General features: G+C 65.5%; 19 protein-coding genes and 1 tRNA gene. 7 read left to right on the top strand and 13 right to left on the bottom strand.

What is annotated here, in order from left to right; genetic code table 11:
- Window positions 1–63: 63 nt before the first annotated feature.
- The 5 genes from nusG to E3T51_RS12480 form a co-directional block, all read right to left on the bottom strand.
- Window positions 64–1032, bottom strand: a complete 969-nt coding sequence (gene nusG, locus E3T51_RS12500) for a transcription termination/antitermination protein NusG (protein ID WP_134530121.1) — start codon at window positions 1030–1032, stop codon at window positions 64–66.
- Window positions 1033–1184: 152 nt separating this feature from the next.
- Window positions 1185–1457 (bottom strand): preprotein translocase subunit SecE, encoded by a 273-nt coding sequence (gene secE, locus E3T51_RS12495; RefSeq protein ID WP_134530120.1) that lies wholly within the window; start codon window positions 1455–1457, stop codon window positions 1185–1187.
- Window positions 1458–1497: 40 nt separating this feature from the next.
- Window positions 1498–1570, bottom strand: a tRNA-Trp gene (locus E3T51_RS12490).
- A gap of 293 nt (window positions 1571–1863) precedes the next feature.
- On the bottom strand, window positions 1864–3318 hold the full coding sequence (locus tag E3T51_RS12485; RefSeq protein WP_134530119.1) for a phytoene desaturase family protein: 1455 nt from the start codon (window positions 3316–3318) through the stop codon (window positions 1864–1866).
- The gene (locus tag E3T51_RS12480) at window positions 3315–4157 is read right to left on the bottom strand and encodes a UbiA family prenyltransferase (RefSeq protein ID WP_134530118.1); all 843 of its coding nucleotides are present in this window, start codon (window positions 4155–4157) and stop codon (window positions 3315–3317) included. Before E3T51_RS12480 ends, E3T51_RS12485 begins: the two co-directional genes overlap by 4 nt.
- 158 nt (window positions 4158–4315) lie before the next feature.
- Here E3T51_RS12480 and E3T51_RS12475 point away from each other — a divergent pair, with 158 nt between their 5' ends.
- From E3T51_RS12475 to E3T51_RS12465, 3 genes are all read left to right on the top strand, one after another.
- The gene (locus E3T51_RS12475) at window positions 4316–5518 is read left to right on the top strand and encodes a pyridoxal phosphate-dependent aminotransferase (RefSeq protein ID WP_134530117.1); all 1203 of its coding nucleotides are present in this window, start codon (window positions 4316–4318) and stop codon (window positions 5516–5518) included.
- 74 nt (window positions 5519–5592) lie between these two features.
- Window positions 5593–6537 carry an ABC transporter ATP-binding protein gene (locus E3T51_RS12470; protein WP_134530116.1) on the top strand — a complete coding sequence of 315 codons (945 nt, stop codon included), beginning with the start codon at window positions 5593–5595 and terminating at the stop codon, window positions 6535–6537.
- Window positions 6534–7388 carry an ABC transporter permease gene (locus tag E3T51_RS12465; protein WP_104192460.1) on the top strand — a complete coding sequence of 285 codons (855 nt, stop codon included), beginning with the start codon at window positions 6534–6536 and terminating at the stop codon, window positions 7386–7388. The genes E3T51_RS12470 and E3T51_RS12465 overlap by 4 nt, the downstream gene beginning before the upstream one ends.
- Before the next feature lie 21 nt (window positions 7389–7409).
- Here E3T51_RS12465 and E3T51_RS12460 read toward each other — a convergent pair whose 3' ends face one another.
- Complete coding sequence (locus E3T51_RS12460; protein WP_134530115.1) at window positions 7410–8114, bottom strand: LuxR C-terminal-related transcriptional regulator; 705 nt, start codon at window positions 8112–8114, stop codon at window positions 7410–7412.
- Window positions 8111–9493: an ATP-binding protein gene (locus tag E3T51_RS12455; protein WP_134530114.1), complete on the bottom strand. Its 1383-nt coding sequence runs from the start codon at window positions 9491–9493 to the stop codon at window positions 8111–8113. The genes E3T51_RS12460 and E3T51_RS12455 overlap by 4 nt, the downstream gene beginning before the upstream one ends.
- A 112-nt stretch (window positions 9494–9605) precedes the next feature.
- Between E3T51_RS12455 and E3T51_RS12450 the strand changes: the two genes are divergently transcribed.
- Both E3T51_RS12450 and E3T51_RS12445 read left to right on the top strand, forming a co-directional pair.
- Window positions 9606–11021 carry a PspC domain-containing protein gene (locus tag E3T51_RS12450; RefSeq protein WP_166806463.1) on the top strand — a complete coding sequence of 472 codons (1416 nt, stop codon included), beginning with the start codon at window positions 9606–9608 and terminating at the stop codon, window positions 11019–11021.
- Between the two features lie 9 nt (window positions 11022–11030).
- Window positions 11031–11444: a hypothetical protein gene (locus tag E3T51_RS12445; protein WP_134530112.1), complete on the top strand. Its 414-nt coding sequence runs from the start codon at window positions 11031–11033 to the stop codon at window positions 11442–11444.
- 28 nt (window positions 11445–11472) lie between these two features.
- Here the strand turns inward: E3T51_RS12445 and E3T51_RS12440 are convergent, their stop codons facing one another.
- From E3T51_RS12440 to E3T51_RS12430, 3 genes are read right to left on the bottom strand one after another with little or no spacing between them, the layout of a single operon-like run.
- The gene (locus tag E3T51_RS12440; protein ID WP_134530111.1) at window positions 11473–12639 is read right to left on the bottom strand and encodes a UDP-N-acetylmuramate dehydrogenase; all 1167 of its coding nucleotides are present in this window, start codon (window positions 12637–12639) and stop codon (window positions 11473–11475) included.
- Window positions 12640–12642: 3 nt separating this feature from the next.
- Window positions 12643–13065 (bottom strand): MaoC/PaaZ C-terminal domain-containing protein, encoded by a 423-nt coding sequence (locus tag E3T51_RS12435; RefSeq protein ID WP_104192454.1) that lies wholly within the window; start codon window positions 13063–13065, stop codon window positions 12643–12645.
- Complete coding sequence (locus tag E3T51_RS12430; RefSeq protein ID WP_134530110.1) at window positions 13062–13508, bottom strand: FAS1-like dehydratase domain-containing protein; 447 nt, start codon at window positions 13506–13508, stop codon at window positions 13062–13064. Before E3T51_RS12430 ends, E3T51_RS12435 begins: the two co-directional genes overlap by 4 nt.
- A gap of 71 nt (window positions 13509–13579) precedes the next feature.
- Between E3T51_RS12430 and E3T51_RS12425 the strand changes: the two genes are divergently transcribed.
- Window positions 13580–14026, top strand: coding sequence for a GNAT family N-acetyltransferase (locus E3T51_RS12425; RefSeq protein WP_166806462.1), 447 nt, complete (start codon window positions 13580–13582; stop codon window positions 14024–14026).
- A gap of 41 nt (window positions 14027–14067) precedes the next feature.
- Window positions 14068–14634: a HEAT repeat domain-containing protein gene (locus tag E3T51_RS12420; RefSeq protein WP_134530108.1), complete on the top strand. Its 567-nt coding sequence runs from the start codon at window positions 14068–14070 to the stop codon at window positions 14632–14634.
- 27 nt (window positions 14635–14661) lie between these two features.
- On the opposite strand, the gene E3T51_RS12415 is transcribed toward E3T51_RS12420, so the two are convergent.
- From E3T51_RS12415 to moeB, 3 genes are all read right to left on the bottom strand, one after another.
- Window positions 14662–15558, bottom strand: coding sequence for a PfkB family carbohydrate kinase (locus E3T51_RS12415; RefSeq protein ID WP_134530107.1), 897 nt, complete (start codon window positions 15556–15558; stop codon window positions 14662–14664).
- Window positions 15559–15858: 300 nt separating this feature from the next.
- Window positions 15859–16023 (bottom strand): hypothetical protein, encoded by a 165-nt coding sequence (locus E3T51_RS16800; protein WP_166806461.1) that lies wholly within the window; start codon window positions 16021–16023, stop codon window positions 15859–15861.
- Between the two features lie 118 nt (window positions 16024–16141).
- Complete coding sequence (gene moeB / locus E3T51_RS12410) at window positions 16142–17281, bottom strand: molybdopterin-synthase adenylyltransferase MoeB (RefSeq protein WP_134530435.1); 1140 nt, start codon at window positions 17279–17281, stop codon at window positions 16142–16144.
- Window position 17282: the final 1 nt, after the last annotated feature.

Here is a 17282-nt window from a genome sequence, read left to right as displayed (position 1 = left end):
CGGATGGGCCCCGGTGGATTGGGGAAACCAGCGTGGATACCCCTTGTCAGGGCATCCGCTTGGTTAGAGCTTGGTGACCTGATCGAAGCTGAGCTCGACCGGGGTCTCGCGCTCGAACAGGGAGACGAGCACGATGAGCTTGCCGCTCTCCGGCTTGATCTCGCTGATCGAACCGGGCAGGCCCGCGAACGAACCTTCCTTGATCGTGATGGTCTCGCCGATTTCGTAGTCGACCTCGGCAGCGATGACGCGCTGCGCCGACTTTCCCGGGGCGCCGCCAGCCTTGGTCGGGGCTTCGACGATCTCCACGAGTCCCTTGAGCATGCCGAAGGCTTCTTCGAAGCGCAGCGGCGTGGGGTTGTGGGCGTTGCCGACGAAGCCGGTCACACCGGGGGTGTGACGAACAACCGACCAGCTGTCTTCGTCGAGGTCCATGCGCACGAGCACATAGCCGGGGATGCGCACGCGAGTGACCATCTTGCGCTGGCCATTCTTGATCTCGACGACATCTTCCATGGGAACTTCGCACTGGTAGATGAAGTCTTCCATCGCCATGGACTGCTTACGGTTCTCAATGTTCGACTTCACGCGACGCTCAAAGCCGGCGTAGGAGTGAATGACGTACCACTTGCCCGGCAGAAAACGAAGTTCCTGGCGAAAGGCTTCATACGGGTCGATCGGGGCGTCGGCATCCGCGTCGATCTCGGCGGCAGCTTCCACGGTGACGAGTTCGTCTTCGTCCTCCACGGCTTCGACGGATGCGTCGGCTTCTTCGGCCGAGTCGATGTCAAGGGCATCGTCGACGATAGCGTCAGCTTCGGGATCGGAGGAGTCGGCGAGTGCATCGAGCGCGGCGTCGAGGTTGACCTCGACGTCGTCGTTCTCGTCTACAACGTGCAGGGCCACCTGCTCGGCGGCCTCGTTGGAGTCTTCGTCCGCGGCCAGGGTGTTGCCTTCCTGCGCCTCGTCCTCCTCGGAGGACTGCTCGGCGGCAGTGGCCCAGTCGACATCGTCGTGCTTCGTCTCAGTCACTAAATCTCAATCCCTAATTTTTATACATGTGCAAGTTGTCTGGGCACGTTTCCGTGCCGGTGGTTTAGACGTTCCGTTGGTACAGACGTTCCGTTGGTACAGACGTTCCGTTGGTACAGACGTTCCGCCAGAGCGGATGCATTCGCTGCGTCTTAGCCCGGCGTTCCGAAAACATACAGGACGACAAAACCGAAGACCCAGTCAAAAGCAGACACGATCGCCATCATGATGATCACGAAGACGAGCACGACACCGGTGTAGCTCAGCAGCTCTTTGCGAGTCGGGGTGACGACTTTACGCAGTTCCGCGAAAACCTGCTTGATGAACAGGGACAACCGAGCGAAAGGACCGCGATTGGTTTCGCGGGCATTTCGTGCGTTCGCGACGATTTCCTCACTAGGTTCGTCGACAACTTTTCGGGCCACCTGTTACACCTCTCATGGTCGGCAGATTTCTACCGATGTGCAGGGCGGACAGGACTCGAACCTGCAACCTGCGGTTTTGGAGACCGCTGCTCTACCAATTGAGCCACCACCCTATAGAAGCAAACCCACAATGCTGCCTGAACTTCAACCAAAGAAGAACACTTGGAAAAAGGCGCAGAAAAGCATGGCGGAATTCAACTACCGCAACCAGTCTAGGTCACGGACCGGCCACTGTAAAGCTGAGGCGAACATGCCGGAGGGGCGAGCCACCGCTTCACGGTCAACTTGGCACACGAATCCCTTAGCGCGCATCTTTCGGAGAAGTGAGTCCTCATCGAATGCCCCAGTTTCGTTCGCCCCGTCAAGTCTAATTTTCTCAGGGTGAACGCACGGCCAGCAGCCGGGATCAGGGACCATCGAGGCGGCCGATCAGCTTGTGCATCGCGGTCATGGCGCCGCCGAGTACGGCCGGGATACCGCCGCCGGGGTGCACAGACGCGCCCACCCGCCACAGCCACGGGCGTGCGCGGCTCGTATAGCCGGGGCGGTGGAACGGCCCGCTCTGCCAGAGCGGGTGGGTGGCGCCGTACAGTGCTCCGCCGGTGGCACCCCAGCCGCCGAAGTAGTGCGGGTCGAGCACGACATGGTCTCGAAACAGCTCGCTGATCGGCCGGACCAGGCCCACGGCGGCGCTGACCCGAGCAACCTCACGCGCCACCCACGGGCTGTTGAGGTCGTAGTGGCGGCCATCGGCGGGGGCGGTGAGGAGAACCGCCACGGTGGCCCGGTCGTTGGGATAGACCTCGTGCGGCCGATAGTAGTTCAGGAAAGCCATCGTCTGCTCCGGCACGACTCCGGCATCGAGGCTGCGGTGCAGGGCGGCCGGGTCATCGGGTAGCACGACGGAGTGCGTTGCTGTGCGCTCCGGCAACGGCGTCTCGAGCGCCGCATAGATGGCCACCCCCGAGCACGAGCGTGCCCGCGCCCGTGTCGGTCGCACACCGAGCAAACCGTCGAGCACCTCGCTGTCCAGCCCGCTCACGACCACGTCGGCCGGGTACGTCGCCAACGCCGTGGTCACGAGACCTTTCGACACGGAGGTGACGGGCTCGCCGGTGTGCACATGGGCGCCGGCGTGCAGCGCCAGCCGGTGCAACGCGAGGGGCAGCTCGTTCACTCCACCCTCGGGAACCCAGACGCCGTCCCTGGCCATAATGGCCGGCATACTCGCGTACAGGGCGAGAGTCTGCTGGGGAGAGACGCCCGCGTTGAGGGTGTGGATGGCGATGACCTCTCGCAGGCCATCGGGCATCCAGCTCAAGCCGTCAAGAAAGCTGCGCGTGGTCAGGCGGGTGCCGTACAGGCGAAACACGCTGCGCACGGCCGGCAGCGACGCCGGATCCAACGGGTCGGCGGTGAGCATGCTCGTGAGTTGGGGCCCGAGGCCGCCGTGTTCCCGTTCGAAACGGGTCCAGGCCTCGTACCAGGGATGCCCGGCCGGCACCGGCAGGGTGGCTGCCTCCCCCCGGTAGAAATACCGGCCAACTTCGGGCAGTCTGTGCAGCGTGACCCCGGCCACCGCGGCGGCCTCCGATGGAGCAGACCAGCGGGCACCGAGCGCGTCGTAGCGAGCAAGCAGTTCCTCCCAGACCGGCGGGAAAGTGACCAGCGCCGGTCCGGTGTCCACGCGCTGCCCGTCAATCTCGAGGCGCCTGCTCTTGCCACCGATCCAGTCGGAGCCCTCTAGTACGGTCACCGAATGGCCGGCGCGGGCCAATAGGGCGGCGGCCGTGAGCCCGCCGATGCCCGCGCCGAGCACGGTGATGCGCTGCGGGGACGTCTTCACGCGTGATCGGGTCATGGATAGGCTCCCAGCAACATGGCGGCCACGATTTGGGTTCCCGCTACGGAACCGGCAACGTAGGGAAACACGATCGAGTATCGATACAGGCGGCGGGCCGTTGCCGATGTGGGGCTGCGCCCCAGCGTCGTGACCAGCCAGCCGGCGATGAGTGCATTCACCGCGGCGACCGGCCAACTGACCAGCGCGAATCCCACGGTGGACAGAGCCCACCACACGCCGCTCCACACCGTAGCGCCGCGCGCACCGAGGTAGACGGCAGTGGTATGAATTCCGGCGGCGCGGTCCTCGTCGATATCCTGCACCGCGTCGTAGGTGTGCTTGGCCACGCTCCACGCCATCAGCCCGATAGCCGCCGCCCAGACCGGCGACTTGCCGAAGGCCAGGGGTACGAAGACCAGCGGGAAGGCGTAGGCGGCGTTGCTGAGCGAATCGAGGTAGCGCCGGGCCTTGAAACGCAGCGGGGGTGCCGAGTAGAAGATGAAGATCACCGTGTATGCGGCAATCCAGGCCAGCGCCGACGGCGGCAACGTGACGAGAAAATACGCCACGAATGGTGCGTTGGCCAGCACGACCGCGAGCACAATGCTGCGAGTTTCCGAGCCGAGGATGCGAGCCCCCTCGAGGCCGCCCTTGCGGGCGTTCTGCGCATCCGTTTCCTGATCGAAGATATCGTTCACACCGTAGATCAGCAGGTTGAACGGCAGGGTCGCCCAGAGCAGCAGCGGGACGATGTCCCAGCGCCATAAATCTCCGATCAACCACATGCCGATGACGGTCGTTCCGACGGTGTTGACCCACAGCACCGGTCGAGAGATCTGAACCAGACGGGTGATCATTTGATCACTCTATTCCTGCGGGAGCCCCAATCTTTACGAGTGTCGCATGGCTCAGCCGGCGCGTGCCAGATCTGCGTCACCGGGGCTGATACGAGCGCACGCTCGGCCGGGGGCTTTGCTAGCTAGCTCGCGTGCGGTCGGGTAGCTAAACTCAACACGTGGATCACGAACTCAAGCGAATTTCAACTCGGATCGGCTCTATTGCCGAGTCAGCGACCCTCAAGGTTGACGGCAAGGCCAAGGCGCTGCAGGCGGCTGGAAGGCCGGTGATCAGCTTCGCGGCGGGGGAACCCGATTTCCAGACGCCCGAGCACATCGTGGAGGCGGCGCTGGCCGCCGTGCGCGATCCGAAAAACTATCGATACACTCCCGCGGCTGGTCTTCCCGAGCTGCGCGAGGCCATCGCGGCCAAGACGCTGCGTGACAGCAGCCTCGCGGTCTCGCCGAGCCAGGTCGTTGTCACCAACGGTGGTAAGCAGGCCGTCTACCAGGCCTTCGCAACCCTGCTCGATCCCGGTGACGAGGTCATCGTGCCGACTCCGTATTGGACCACCTACCCCGAAGCAATCCGCCTCGCCGGCGGCGTGCAGGTCGACGTCTTCGCCGGCAGTGACCAGGGCTACCTTGTGACCGTCGAGCAGCTTGAAGCCGCACGCACCCCGCGAACCAAGGTGCTGCTGTTCGTCTCACCGTCGAACCCCACCGGCGCTGTCTATTCGCCGGAGCAGACCCGTGCCATCGGCCAGTGGGCCGAAGACAACGGACTCTGGGTCATCTCCGATGAGATCTACCAGAACCTCACCTATGACGGGGCTCGTGCCGTTTCGATTGTCGAGGCCGTTCCGGCACTGGCCGACCGCACCATCCTGGTCAACGGCGTCGCTAAAACGTATGCCATGACGGGCTGGCGCCTCGGCTGGATGGTCGGCCCCGCCGACGCCATGAAGGCGGCGGCAAACCTGCAGTCGCACCTCTCCTCGAACGTGTCGAACATTTCTCAGCGCGCGGGAATCGCTGCGCTGAACGGCCCGCAGGACGCCCCCGAGGCCATGCGGGTGGCCTTTGACCGCCGCCGCAAGCTGATCGTCGCCGAGCTGAACCAGATCCCCGGGGTCGTGACACCCACCCCGCAGGGTGCGTTCTACGTCTACCCCGACGTGACCGGTCTGCTCGGCCGCCAGTGGGGCGGCGTGACCCCAACGACGTCGCTCGAACTGGCCGACCTCATTCTCGATCAGGCCGAGGTGGCCGCAGTTCCTGGCGAAGCTTTCGGGCCGAGTGGATTCCTGCGCATGTCATACGCCCTCAGCGATGACGCCCTGTTCGAGGGCGTACAACGTCTGCAGCGCCTGTTCGCCTAGTACGGCATCCGTCGACTGATGGATAAGGGAGACGGCCAGGAGGTACGGGGGCGCGGAAGTGAGATCATAAATCCATGACAACTACGCCTCCGGTCGTGCAGGTGCGCGACCTGCAGAAATCGTACGGCAGCGTCGAGGCGGTACGCGGCGTGAGTTTCTCGATCGCGGCCGGTGAGACCTTCGCCCTGCTCGGCCCGAATGGCGCCGGCAAGAGCACGACGATCGAGATTCTCGAGGGCTATCGTGACCGTTCCGGCGGCGAGGTGAGCGTGCTCGGCACTGATCCGCACCGCGGCGGCCTGGAATGGAAGGCCCGCCTGGGCATTGTGCTGCAGACCAGCGGCGAGAGCGGCAATGCCACCGTGACAGAGGTGTTGCGCCACTTCGCCGGGTTCTATCCCCATCCCCGCGACGTCGAAGAGGTCATCGACGCGGCGGGCCTGCGCGAGAAGGCGAAAACCCGCATCGGCAAACTTTCCGGCGGGCAGCGTCGCCGAGTGGATGTCGCCCTCGGTATCATCGGACGCCCCGAGTTGTTGTTCCTCGACGAACCGACCACCGGCTTCGACCCCGAGGCCCGGCATCAGTTCTGGGACCTCATTCGGGGGCTGAAGGCGGAGGGCACCACCATTCTGCTGACGACCCACTACCTCGACGAGGCCGCGCAACTCGGCGACCGAGCCGGAATCATCGCCGGTGGCCAGCTCATCGACATCGGTTCGCTCGACAAAATCGGCGGAGCAGATGCCCGTGTTCCGGTCGTGCGCTGGCGTGACGGCAACGGATTGGTACGCGAAGAGCGCACGAGCCGCCCGGCGCAGGTCGTGGCCGAACTCGTCCGCAGCTCGAACGGTGTCGAGCCCGCGGATCTCGAGGTAATCCGGCCAAGTCTCGAAGACGTGTACCTTTCGCTCGTGCGTGGTCACGAGGCTATGCCGGCTGGGAACGGGGCTGCAGCATCCACCAATGAGGGTCGGCCGGATCCGAGCCGACGCACCTCTAAGGACGTACGAGCATGAGCGCCACGGTTTTGGTCGCCCGCCCGCAGAACAAGGTTCCGGGCACGCTCGCCCTCGGCCTGTCCCGCATCGGCTATGAAACGCGCCTGTACTTTCGCTCCCCCGATACCCTGTTGTTCACGTTCTTTTTTCCCTTCATCATGCTGGGCATTTTCACCGCCGCGTTCAGCTCCTCCGGCAATATCGGTGCGAATCCCGACGGCACCGGCGGCGTCAGCGTGGGCGCCTACTACCTGCCCGGCATGCTCGCCGCCGGCATGCTTCTCTCCGGTGTGCAGAACCTCGCCGTCGATATCGCCGGCGAGAAGAGCGACGGCACCCTCAAACGCCTGGGCGGCACCCCGCTGTCCCCACTGAGCTATTTTCTCGGCAAGATCGGGCAGGTCTTCGTCACCGCGATTCTTCAGGCCGGCCTTCTGCTTCTCGTGGCACGGCTTGTGCTCGATATCGCGCTGCCGAGCGAACCGGAGAAGTGGGCGACCTTCGCCTGGGTGTTTGTGTTCGGCGTGATCACGAGCGCGTTTCTCGGCATAGCCCTGTCGGCGGTGCCGCGGTCGGGGCGCAGCGCCACGGCCGTGGTGGCTCCCGTGGTGCTTGTGCTGCAATTCATCTCGGGCGTCTATCTGCAGTTCACGACGCTGCCCGAGTGGATGCAGAATTTGGCGAGCATTTTTCCGCTCAAATGGATGGCTCAGGGCATGCGTTCGGTCTTTCTTCCGGAAAGCTTCGCAGCTGCCGAGCAGAGCGCTTCCTGGGATTTACCCTGGGTGGCCGGCGCCCTCGGCATCTGGCTGGTGCTGGGTCTCGTGCTGAGCCGGGTGACGTTTCGTTGGATTCGACGCGACGCGTGAGCCTGGCCTGAAGCCCGGGCGCTACAGCAGTTTGCGCTCGAGTGCCCAGGCGGTCAGTTCGTGACGACTCGACAGCTGCAGCTTGCGCAGCACGGACGAGACGTGCGTTTCAACGGTCTTGGCCGCGATGAACAGGGTGCTGGCGACCTCCTTGTAGCTGTAGCCACGGGCAATGAGGCGCATCACCTCGGTTTCCCGGGCGGAGAGCCGGTCGAGCTCTTCGGTCGTTTCGGCGGTCTCGCCGGCAACAGCACCGAAGGCGTCGAGGACGAATCCGGCCAGGCGCGGCGAGAACACGGCGTCACCGTCGGCCACGCGGCGGGCCGCCTCGGAGACCTCGGCTCCGGAGGCGCTCTTGGTGATGTAACCGCGTGCACCGGCCCGAATGACGCTCACCACGTCGTCGGCGGCGTCGGAGACACTGAGCGCCAGGAACAGGGTGTGCGGTGCGCGCGGCGCCGCCTCACCAATGACCTCCGCGCCGCCCCCGCCGCGCCCGCCCGGCAAATGCACGTCGAGCAACACGACGCGCGGCTGCAGGTCGATCACGCGCGCGATCGCCGCGTCGACCGTGGCCGCCTCGCCGAGCACGGTGATGTCGGCGTCGAGTTCGGCGCGCAGCCCCGACCGAAAGATGGAGTGGTCATCGACGATAAGTACGCAGAGGCCAGCGGATGCCGTGCTCGACTCGGTGGCTGCCCGGTCGCTCGCTTTGTGGTCGGTCATCGCACGCTCGTTTCAGTGTGGTGGTCATCGGTGACCGGTACGGTCTGCGTTGGCAGGGTCAGCAGAATCTCGGTGCCGGCGCCGCCCGGACCGGGGCGCACGGCGGCGGTGCCCCCGGCTCGATGCATGCGTCCGAGAATGGATTCGCGCACGCCGAGGCGGTCTTTAGGAATCAGGTCGAGCCGAAAGCCCGGGCCCCGGTCAGTGATACTCAGTTCGATGCCGCGTGCACTTGTCTCGAGGTAGACCGACACGGCTCCGCCGGCATGCCTGGCCGCGTTGAGCATGGCCTCGCGGGCAGCGGCGACGAGCGATTCCGGGGCATCGGTGCTGCCCGAGTTTGCGTCGGGACTCGCCGCAGAGCGCACACGAACCCCGGCACCGACCGTCACGACCTCGAAGTGCACCGCGAAGTCTTCTTCAATCTCCCCGGCGATGCGGCGCAGCGCGGCGGCCAGGTCGGTCGCCGGTTCGGCACCAGCAGATCGGCTTCCGGTGAACAACCATTCGCGCAGTTCGCGTTCCTGCGCGCGGGCGAGCCGGGCGGCATCGCTGTGCGGTCCGGCTTTCTGCTGGATGAGCGCGAGGGTCTGCAGCACCGAATCGTGCAGGTGCGCGGCGATATCGGCCCGTTCCGCTTCACGGGCCCGCGCGGCACGCTCATCGGCGAGGTCGCTCCACAGCCGCAGCAGCCACGGCGCTGTCACGACGGCAACACCGAGCAGAACGGATGCCGCCGCCAGAATAACCGTCCACGCGCTCGGACTGGTTCCCGTCACGAAAAAAAGCAGAATGCCCACGGCGACCAGCACCAACGCCCCCAGAATGCGCACCAGCAACGCCGACGATTGCTGGGCTGCGCCGCTGCGAATGTCGGCGAACTGGCGCCAGGCCAGCGCGGTTCCGGCCAGTACGACGATGGCGGGCACCACCACGGCGAGAGGGATGTCAGCACCGAGGCGGCTCGCCACCAGGGCGCCACCGGCAGCGAGCAGGGCCAGGCCGAGCAGGATTTCGGTGACGGGCGCGGCTCGCGCGGAGTCGGTATCCGCTCGGGAGAACACTGTCGATGAACTCCGGCCGATCGTGGCGACGGAACCCGCCATTGCTGCGGGAACGGCCTGAATCGGGGCAGCGGGGAGAAACGCGGCTCTCGACCGGGCGAGGCTCGACTTGGGCAGGGGATCAGCTGCCGCAGCGCCCGAAGGAATCGTCACCCACAGCCAGGCGTAGAGCAACGCGCCGAAGCCGCCGCAGAAGCTGAGCAGCACCGTGACCAGGCGCACCGTTGGGAGTGGAACGCCGGTGTGCTCGGCGAAACCGGCACACACTCCGCCGACGAGGCGGAGCCGGGGCCTGATCATCCGTTCGGTTCTCACGTGTTCATCCAAGCATGCTCCGCCTCCAGTGGAGATTTCGCTGGCATCAATCAGGGTTCACTCAGGGTCATCCCTGATGGCAGCGGTCTCAGCGCGCTGCCAGACTCGGATCATGACCGACACACCGAGGGCCCAGACACCTCATCCCGACCAAATCACCCGGTTCTTCGACTGGATTCGCGGCAGTGGACTGAATCGTGACGGCGACCGCTGGATTGCCGGCGTCTGCGGCGGCATTGCCGCCCGCACCGGGCTCGACCCGCTGATCGTGCGCGGCATCGCCGTCGTGATCGTCATCCTCGGCGGCCCCGTCGTCTTCGCCTACGCCGTCGGCTGGGCGCTACTGCCGCGCGGCGCCGGCCGCATTTACGCCGAAACCGCCATCCGCGGCCGCTTCGAGCCAGCCATGATCGCCATCGGCGCGCTGCTCCTGTTTACCGTCGTGCCCTTGTTTCGCGGTTTCTGGTGGAACGGTCCGACCGGCCTGTGGACGCTTCCCGACTGGCTCGAGAGCATCTTCTCGCTTGGCTGGGGGTTGGCTATCACGGCCGGCATCGTCTGGCTGGTCGTGTACCTGGTGCGCCGTTCCCAGAAACCGCGCCCGACCCCCCCGGCCCCGTCGTCAGATTCCACCACGACGAGCACGCCCACCGCGAGCACCAGCCTTATCGAATCCGACATCGCAACCACCCCGAACCTGGCTTTCGCGGCCACGAGCACGGCCCCGAGCACCTCGCCGACCGCTGGTACGACCTATCCCCCGACCAATCCGTACGTACCGGACCCAGCCCGGAGCATCCGCTCTGATCAGAATCGCGCCTGGCAGGAACAGAACCGTGCCCGCCAGCAAGCGCACCGCGCCCGAGTGCGTGCCCGTCGCCCCGGTGCCGGCTATAGCGCCATCGTGCTCGGCCTGGCTTTGGCCACGGGCGCAGTCGCAGCCTGGGTGAATTCGAGGGGCGTCTGGTCGCAGGACGCGGTCATTCTCGGCGTCGCCTTCGCGCTGGGGGTGCTGGCCCTCGGCATCGTGATCGCCGGAATTCGCGGTCGCACCGACGGCGCCATGGGCGGTTTCGCCTTTCTGGCCGCAGCCACCCTCGTCGTGCTCGGCATCTTTCCGCAGGGAACCCAATTCTTTGCGGTCGGCGACACCGTCTGGTCGCTCAGCGCGAACACCGCCGCCACTGCCCCGACCACGAGCTACGCCATGATCGTCGGGCAGTCCACGCTCGACCTGCGCGATTTCGACAACCCTGGTCTCGACGACGACGCCATCATCGATGTCTGGCTCCTCGCGGGCGCCACCGATATCCAACTACCAGCGGATGCCCCGGTGCGCGTTGAATCGCGCGCGCTGGCCGGCGGCGTCGAGTATTCCGGACGTGCTGTCGCCTCCGAAAACGGCGAGCAGACCGGCGTTTTCGCCTTCGACCAGCGCACCTTCAACGCGAGCGGCCGCAGCGACGGCCCGCTCGTGCGTATCTGGACCCTCGCCGGCGTCGTGACGCTCGATTCCTCCAACGACTAGGACCCCACCATGACCACTCCGCTTTCCCCTGCAGACCCCGACCACGATCGCACCGGCGCGAACGCCCCCACCGAAGATTTCTCCGTGAACGCGGCTGACGACGCGTCGACAACCGCGAATCCGTCGGACAATCCAACTGGCCCCTACCCGGAATCGGGGCGTCCTTCGCCGGAGCACGACTCGACGCCGAGCTTCTTCAACCCGAACACCGATATGCCGACCGCTGCCACACCCCGACTCCGTCCGCGCTTCGGCACGATCCTCTGGGGCATCCTGCTGCTCGCCTTCGCCACCTACATGGTGGTCTTCACTCTGCTGCCGGCACCGCCGGATCCGACCCTCTGGCTGCTCGGCGGCGTGATCGCGGTCGGGCTCGGCCTGGTCGTGGCCGGTATCGCCGCTGCCGCGCGTCGCGCCGACTGACCGGTGCTGCCCGGGTGAATCGGTGAAGCTACAGCGTGAATCCCACCAGCACCGGCTCGGGCTGCAGGTTCACCCCAAACTCGGCCTGCACCCGCCCGAGCACGTACCGCGCCAGTTCGGCGACTTCCTCGGCGGTGGCCCCGCCGGTATTCGTCAAGGCCAGGGTGTGTTTACTCGACACAGCCGCTCTTGATCCCGGCAGGCGAAAACCCCGGCTGACCCCGGAGCGTTCGATCAACCAGGCGGCGCTGAGCTTGACCAGCCGCACGGGTTCCTCACCGGGAACAGGTCCGACTCCCATATATTCCTCGAGCGGAATAACTCGATCAGCCGGCTCCGCCTCGAGCGGCCAGCGCGGGGCATCCGTCGGCAGGGAGCGCGCAAACGCCTCGGTCACGATCGGATTGGTGAAGAACGATCCGGCGCTGAACGTGTCGGGGTCGCTTGGGTCTAGCACCATTCCCTTACCCGCCCGCAGGCCGAGCACGGTAGCGCGCACGATCGACAGCGGCACCCAGTCGCCGAGCTGAACACCGAGCGCCCCGGCAAGCTGGGCATACTTCAACGGCTGGCCGAGGGTGCTGCCCAAAACGGATGCCTCGGCCGCGGTGTCGTGCAGCTCCAGCTCGATCGCGAGCACCACACCGCGCAGCCCCTGTTTGAGCGCAGAGGTGCGATAGCCAAGGCCCAGGTCGGCACGCTGCAGACGCTCGACCTCGCCGGTTTCATAGGAGAGAAAGTCGATGGCCACGAGGCTGTCGGAGATTTCCTGACCGTAAGCACCAATGTTCTGCACCGGGGCAGCGCCGCACGATCCGGGGATGCCCGACAGCGCTTCGATGCCGGCCCAGCCGTTATCCACCGTGTAGGCGACGAGGTCGTCCCACGGTTCGCCGGCCTGCACGCGGAGTCGCACGTGATCGGTCGGCCCGGCAACGGCATCCGCTTCGCTCGTGGTTGTACTGCCGAGCACCTCGATACCGCGAGTCACCACGTGGATGACGATCCCGTCGAAGCCTTCGTCGGCGACGATGGTATTGGAGCCGCCGCCGAGCAACAACCAGTTCTCATCCATGCCCCAGACCACGAGGGTCTCGTTGATGAGGTCCTGTTCGGTGACCGGCGCCACCCGGGCAGCTGACGGCCCGCCGACCCGAAAGGTGGTGAGGGTACTGAGCAGAACGGGTTCAATCATGTTCTAGGCCAGGTTGACGCGCGCCTGCGCCTTGCCGAGAACGGTCGCGCCGTTGAACGTCACGGTCAGGTCGATGCGGGCGATAAGGGCTTCAAGGTCGACGGCGCCGACCCTGGCGACGACAGCCACGGTCGCGCCATCAGTGGCGTCGACGAATACCGGGCGGGTGAATCGCACCTGGTAGTCGAGAACCCGGGCCGGGTCACCGGCCCAGTCGACGACGGGCTGCACCGCCAGGCCCATGGTGAGCATGCCGTGGGCGAGCACGCCCGACAATCCCACGGACTGCGCCACATCGTCGCGGTAGTGAATGGAATTGAAATCACCGGATGCCCCGGCATAGCGCACGAGGGAATCACGCGTCAGGGCGAAACTCGCCTCGGCGACGATGTCGCCGACCGTGAGCTCGGTCAGCACGGGGGTCATTCGTCTCCCCTGACGACGAGGGTGGAGATGGCGGTCACGACGTGGGCGCCCGCGGCGTCGATGATGGTGGACTCGGCGGTCACCATTGAGTGTCCGCCGAGGCTCTTGATACTCGTCACCGCGAGGGTCGCCGTGAGTTCGTCACCGGCAACGATCGGCCGGCTGTAGCTAAAGCGCTGGTCGCCGTGCACGACGCGGGTGAAGTCGATGCCGCCATCCGGTTCGGCCAGAAGTTGGGCCAGGGTGGCCTCCTGCACGACCACGGCAAAGGTGGGCGGGGCGACGACGTCCGCGTGACCGGCCGCGCGGGCCGCTTCGGGATCGAGATTGATCGGGTTCGACGCGAACACGGCGCGGGAGAATTCGCGCACCTTTTCACGGCCGACTAGGTATGGGGCGACCGGCGGAAAGACCCGCCCCTGCAATTGTGGGTTCACTGACACCCATCGAGTCTACTCAGCGCGCTGCCGTGGCCGGTCACGAGCACGCCGCGACAAGGCGCAGACTATTAGACGTGAAATGTGTATCCGTACGCCTCGGTGACCCCGAGGTGGCCCCTCTCCTGCTTGACCTGCACCGTGAATACGAAACCCGCTACGGGGACGGCGATTCCGTGCACGACGTCGACGGGGCAGAGTTCGATCCGCCTAGCGGCGGCTTTCTCGTTCTCGTCGACGGTGACACCACCGTCGCCGGCGGCGGCCTGCGCCAGTACGACGCGACCACCGCCGAGGTCAAGCGCATGTGGACCAGCCCCGATTACCGCCGCCAGGGCCACGCGAAGACGATTCTGCGCGAACTCGAGAAGCTCGCCCGAGATCTCGGCTACGAGCGGATGCGCCTGGAAACCGGCTACGCCCAGCCCGAAGCCCTCGCTCTCTATCGCAGCCTCGGTTTCACTGACATCGGCAACTACGGCATCTACGAGCACGCCTCCGGTTTCGAGCTGCTGCTCTCCTAAGAGCCCGGAAACCGCGGGAGGGGAGGTAGCGTTAGGGGGCTATGCAAAACAAATTGATTCCGCACCCCGACCTTCCGATCGACCTGCCGACCGACGAGCGCATTCGCGCCGCCGTCGCGCACTACGGCGAGAACGTCGTCATCGACAACGCCGTGGCCCTGTTGCGTGCCAAAAACGCTGGAAAAGACTTCCTGCTCTACGCCGGTGGTCGCCATGCGCTGGGCATCCTCGAGGGTGCACCAGCGCTGTACTGGCCCGAGCTGTGGGGCGCCCGCGCGCTGCTGCACGTCTGGGGTGAGCAGGCCGCGCCGTACATCGTCGTCGGCCTGAACAATCAGGCATGGCGTGTGCGTGAAATGTGCGCCAAGGTCGTGCTGCTGCGCGGCCTGCAGGTCGTACCCAAGCTCGTGCGTCTCACGACCGACGAGAACCCGCGCGTTCGTTCCGCCGCGCTGCACGCCCTCGCCGCCCAGGGCACCGCCGACAATATTGCCACGATCGAGGTGCGCCTGCGCGACTCCGACAAGGAGGTGCGCCGTGCCGCCCAGCAGGCTCGCGACGCCATTCGCGGCCGGTTGAAGCTGACCGAGCCCGAGCCTGAGGCGTAGGACCAACCCGACCCGGGCATCCGCTGTCTAGGGGCGCCGGAGCAGTGCTCCCTCGTGCCGACAGGTCGCCGCGGCGGTGAGCATGGCGTCGGCCAGCAGCGCCTTCCAGGCCGTGGAATCCTGCGGCACCCCATCGTTCACGATGGTGCGAACGGATGCCGCCAGCGTCGCGTCCCCCGCGCCCATCGTGTCAATGACCGGTCCATCAAGCTCGGCGATTGGGACACTGACCAGTTCATTGTTCCCAAACGAGACTGAGGCACCGAGCCGCCCGGCGGTCGCCAGCACCGTGTGCGCGCCCACCTCGACGAGGCGTTCCTGCAGCTCGTCGAGCGTGCTGCCGTAGAGAAGGTCGGCGTCCTCGTCGCCAACCTTTACGAGCAGGCTGCGAGCGGCGAGCGCCTCAAAGTTGCGCGCGAACCGCGGTCCGTCGTGCAGCATGCCGGCCCGCGGGTTCGGGTCGATCACGAGACGGCGCTCCGGGTCGGTGACACAGGCGGCGAACGCCTCGGTCTGCGCGGTGTCGTCAAAGGGAAAACAGCTCACGACGATGACGGTCGCGGCGCCCAGCGCGTCCCGCTCGGCCGCGCCGAACTCGATTCGGCGCGCTTTGGCGGCGTCGTTGAAGAAGTAGCGGGGTTCACCATCGGTGCGATCCGACACGGCCCGGGAAGACCCGAGCGGGCCCGGTGTTGCAATCAGCTGTACACCGTACTGGTCGAGGAAGGACCGAAGGAACACGCCGTCGGCGTCGTCACCGACCATCGCGATCAGGGTCGTCGGCACCCCCAGTACGGCCAGTCCCACCGCCACGTTCAGGGCTGCGCCCCCGGCAAATTCCCGACTCGCCTCGGAGTCACGCAACACATCGATCAGGGCGTCACCGACGACGACGACACGGGAGGGGGTGTTGAATTCAGGCATGGGGTCCAATTTCTCCAAAGCCGCGAGCGATGAGCTCGGTCGGCACGATGTAGGGGTGACACCGGCGAGCGCGGCGACCTGCCGCATAGTCGGCCGGGGGGCACGACGCAACGATTGATCTCCAACTCGATCAAGTGCCTCGACACTACAATAAGTGCGGTCTAAGAAAAGCATCGACGTCGTTGTCAGTGCTGCATCCGTTGTGATCTGTATCAACTCGGCAAGAGCTTGTTTAGGCGCAGAAAAGCCGGTAGAAGGAGTTCATTCTTCTTCTACCGGCTGCGCTGGCACTATGTCGCGTTAGGCGCTCTTGCGTCCTGACATCGACCGCATCAGGAACATGATCACTGCGATGATCGCCAGTACGATACCGACCCAGAGCAGAAATTGAAGCGACTCCACCAGGCCTCCGGTAAGGAGCAACACCACCGCAACGACGGCCACAATGATGAGTAACGGGTTCATAGTTCGACCTTTCATTTCATGCGCGGAAAGATCCCGATTGCAGTGATAATACCCCCCTTACGGGGGCCGTGAGCAGATGGCGCGTGCGGCATCTGCTTTCGTGTCGCCTCCGCACTATTTAGTACGTCGACAGTGTGGGCTCAATCTCTTTCACCCAGGCCAGAATGCCGCCCTCAACCTGTCGCACGTGCGCGTAACCCTGGCGCTGCAGCTCGTCGAGCACGACAGTCGAGCGCGGGCCCGCCTTGCAGTGCACCACGATGTCGCGGTCGCGGGCGAGCTGGGCTTGTCCAGAAAGGATGATGCCCTGCGGCACGAGCAGCGCCCCGGCAATGTGCACGATCTCGTACTCGTCTGGTTCCCGAACGTCGATGAGGTCGAAGTCGATCTCACCTCGAGCGCGTCGATCCAGTAGGGCGGCGAGTTGCTGCACCGAAATCGCATCCTTGGTCGATCTTCCGCAGAACAGGTCGTAGTCGATCAGCGCGGTGATCGCTTCGGTCGCGGGGTCGCGCGCAATGCTGATTTCGCGCCAGGTTGCCTCGAGCGCATTGAACAGCACGACCCGGCCGAGCAACGTGCGCCCGACCCCGGTGATCAACTTCACGGCTTCGGCGACCATCGTCGAGCCGATCGTTCCGCACAGCATTCCAAACACTCCGCCCTCGCTGCAACTGGGCACCGATCCGGCCGGCGGTGCTTCCGGATATAGGTCGCGGTAGGTCGGGCCGTGCCGGTTCCAGAACACGCTCACCTGCCCGTCGAAGCGCAGGATGGATCCCCAGACGCAGGGCTTGCCGAGCATAGCGGCAGCGTCGCTGACCAGGTAGCGTGTGGCGAAGGTGTCGGCGCCGTCGACGATCAGGTCATACTGGGCGAACAACTCCAGAGCGTTCTCCGCGGTCAGCCAGACGTCGTGCTGGTGCACCGTGACCAGTGGATTGAGCTCAGCGACCGCAGCCGCCGCCGATTCCAGTTTCGAGCGGCCAAGGCCTGAGGTGCCGTGGATGATCTGGCGCTGCAGGTTGCTGAGGTCCACAGTGTCGTGATCGATGATGCCGAGCGTGCCGACCCCGGCTGCCGCGAGGTAGAGCAGCACCGGCGAGCCGAGTCCGCCCGCACCGATTACGAGAACGCGCGCATTCTTCAGCCGCCGCTGGCTGAGCATTCCGATTTCAGGAATAAGAATGTGGCGCGAATACCGCTCGCGCTCGGCTGCGGTGAGCTCTTCGCCGGGTTCGACGAGCGGCGCGAGCATC

This window comes from Cryobacterium serini (assembly GCF_004404025.1).
Lineage (GTDB): Bacteria > Actinomycetota > Actinomycetes > Actinomycetales > Microbacteriaceae > Cryobacterium > Cryobacterium serini.
This window is presented reverse-complemented; position numbering and strand designations above follow the sequence as displayed.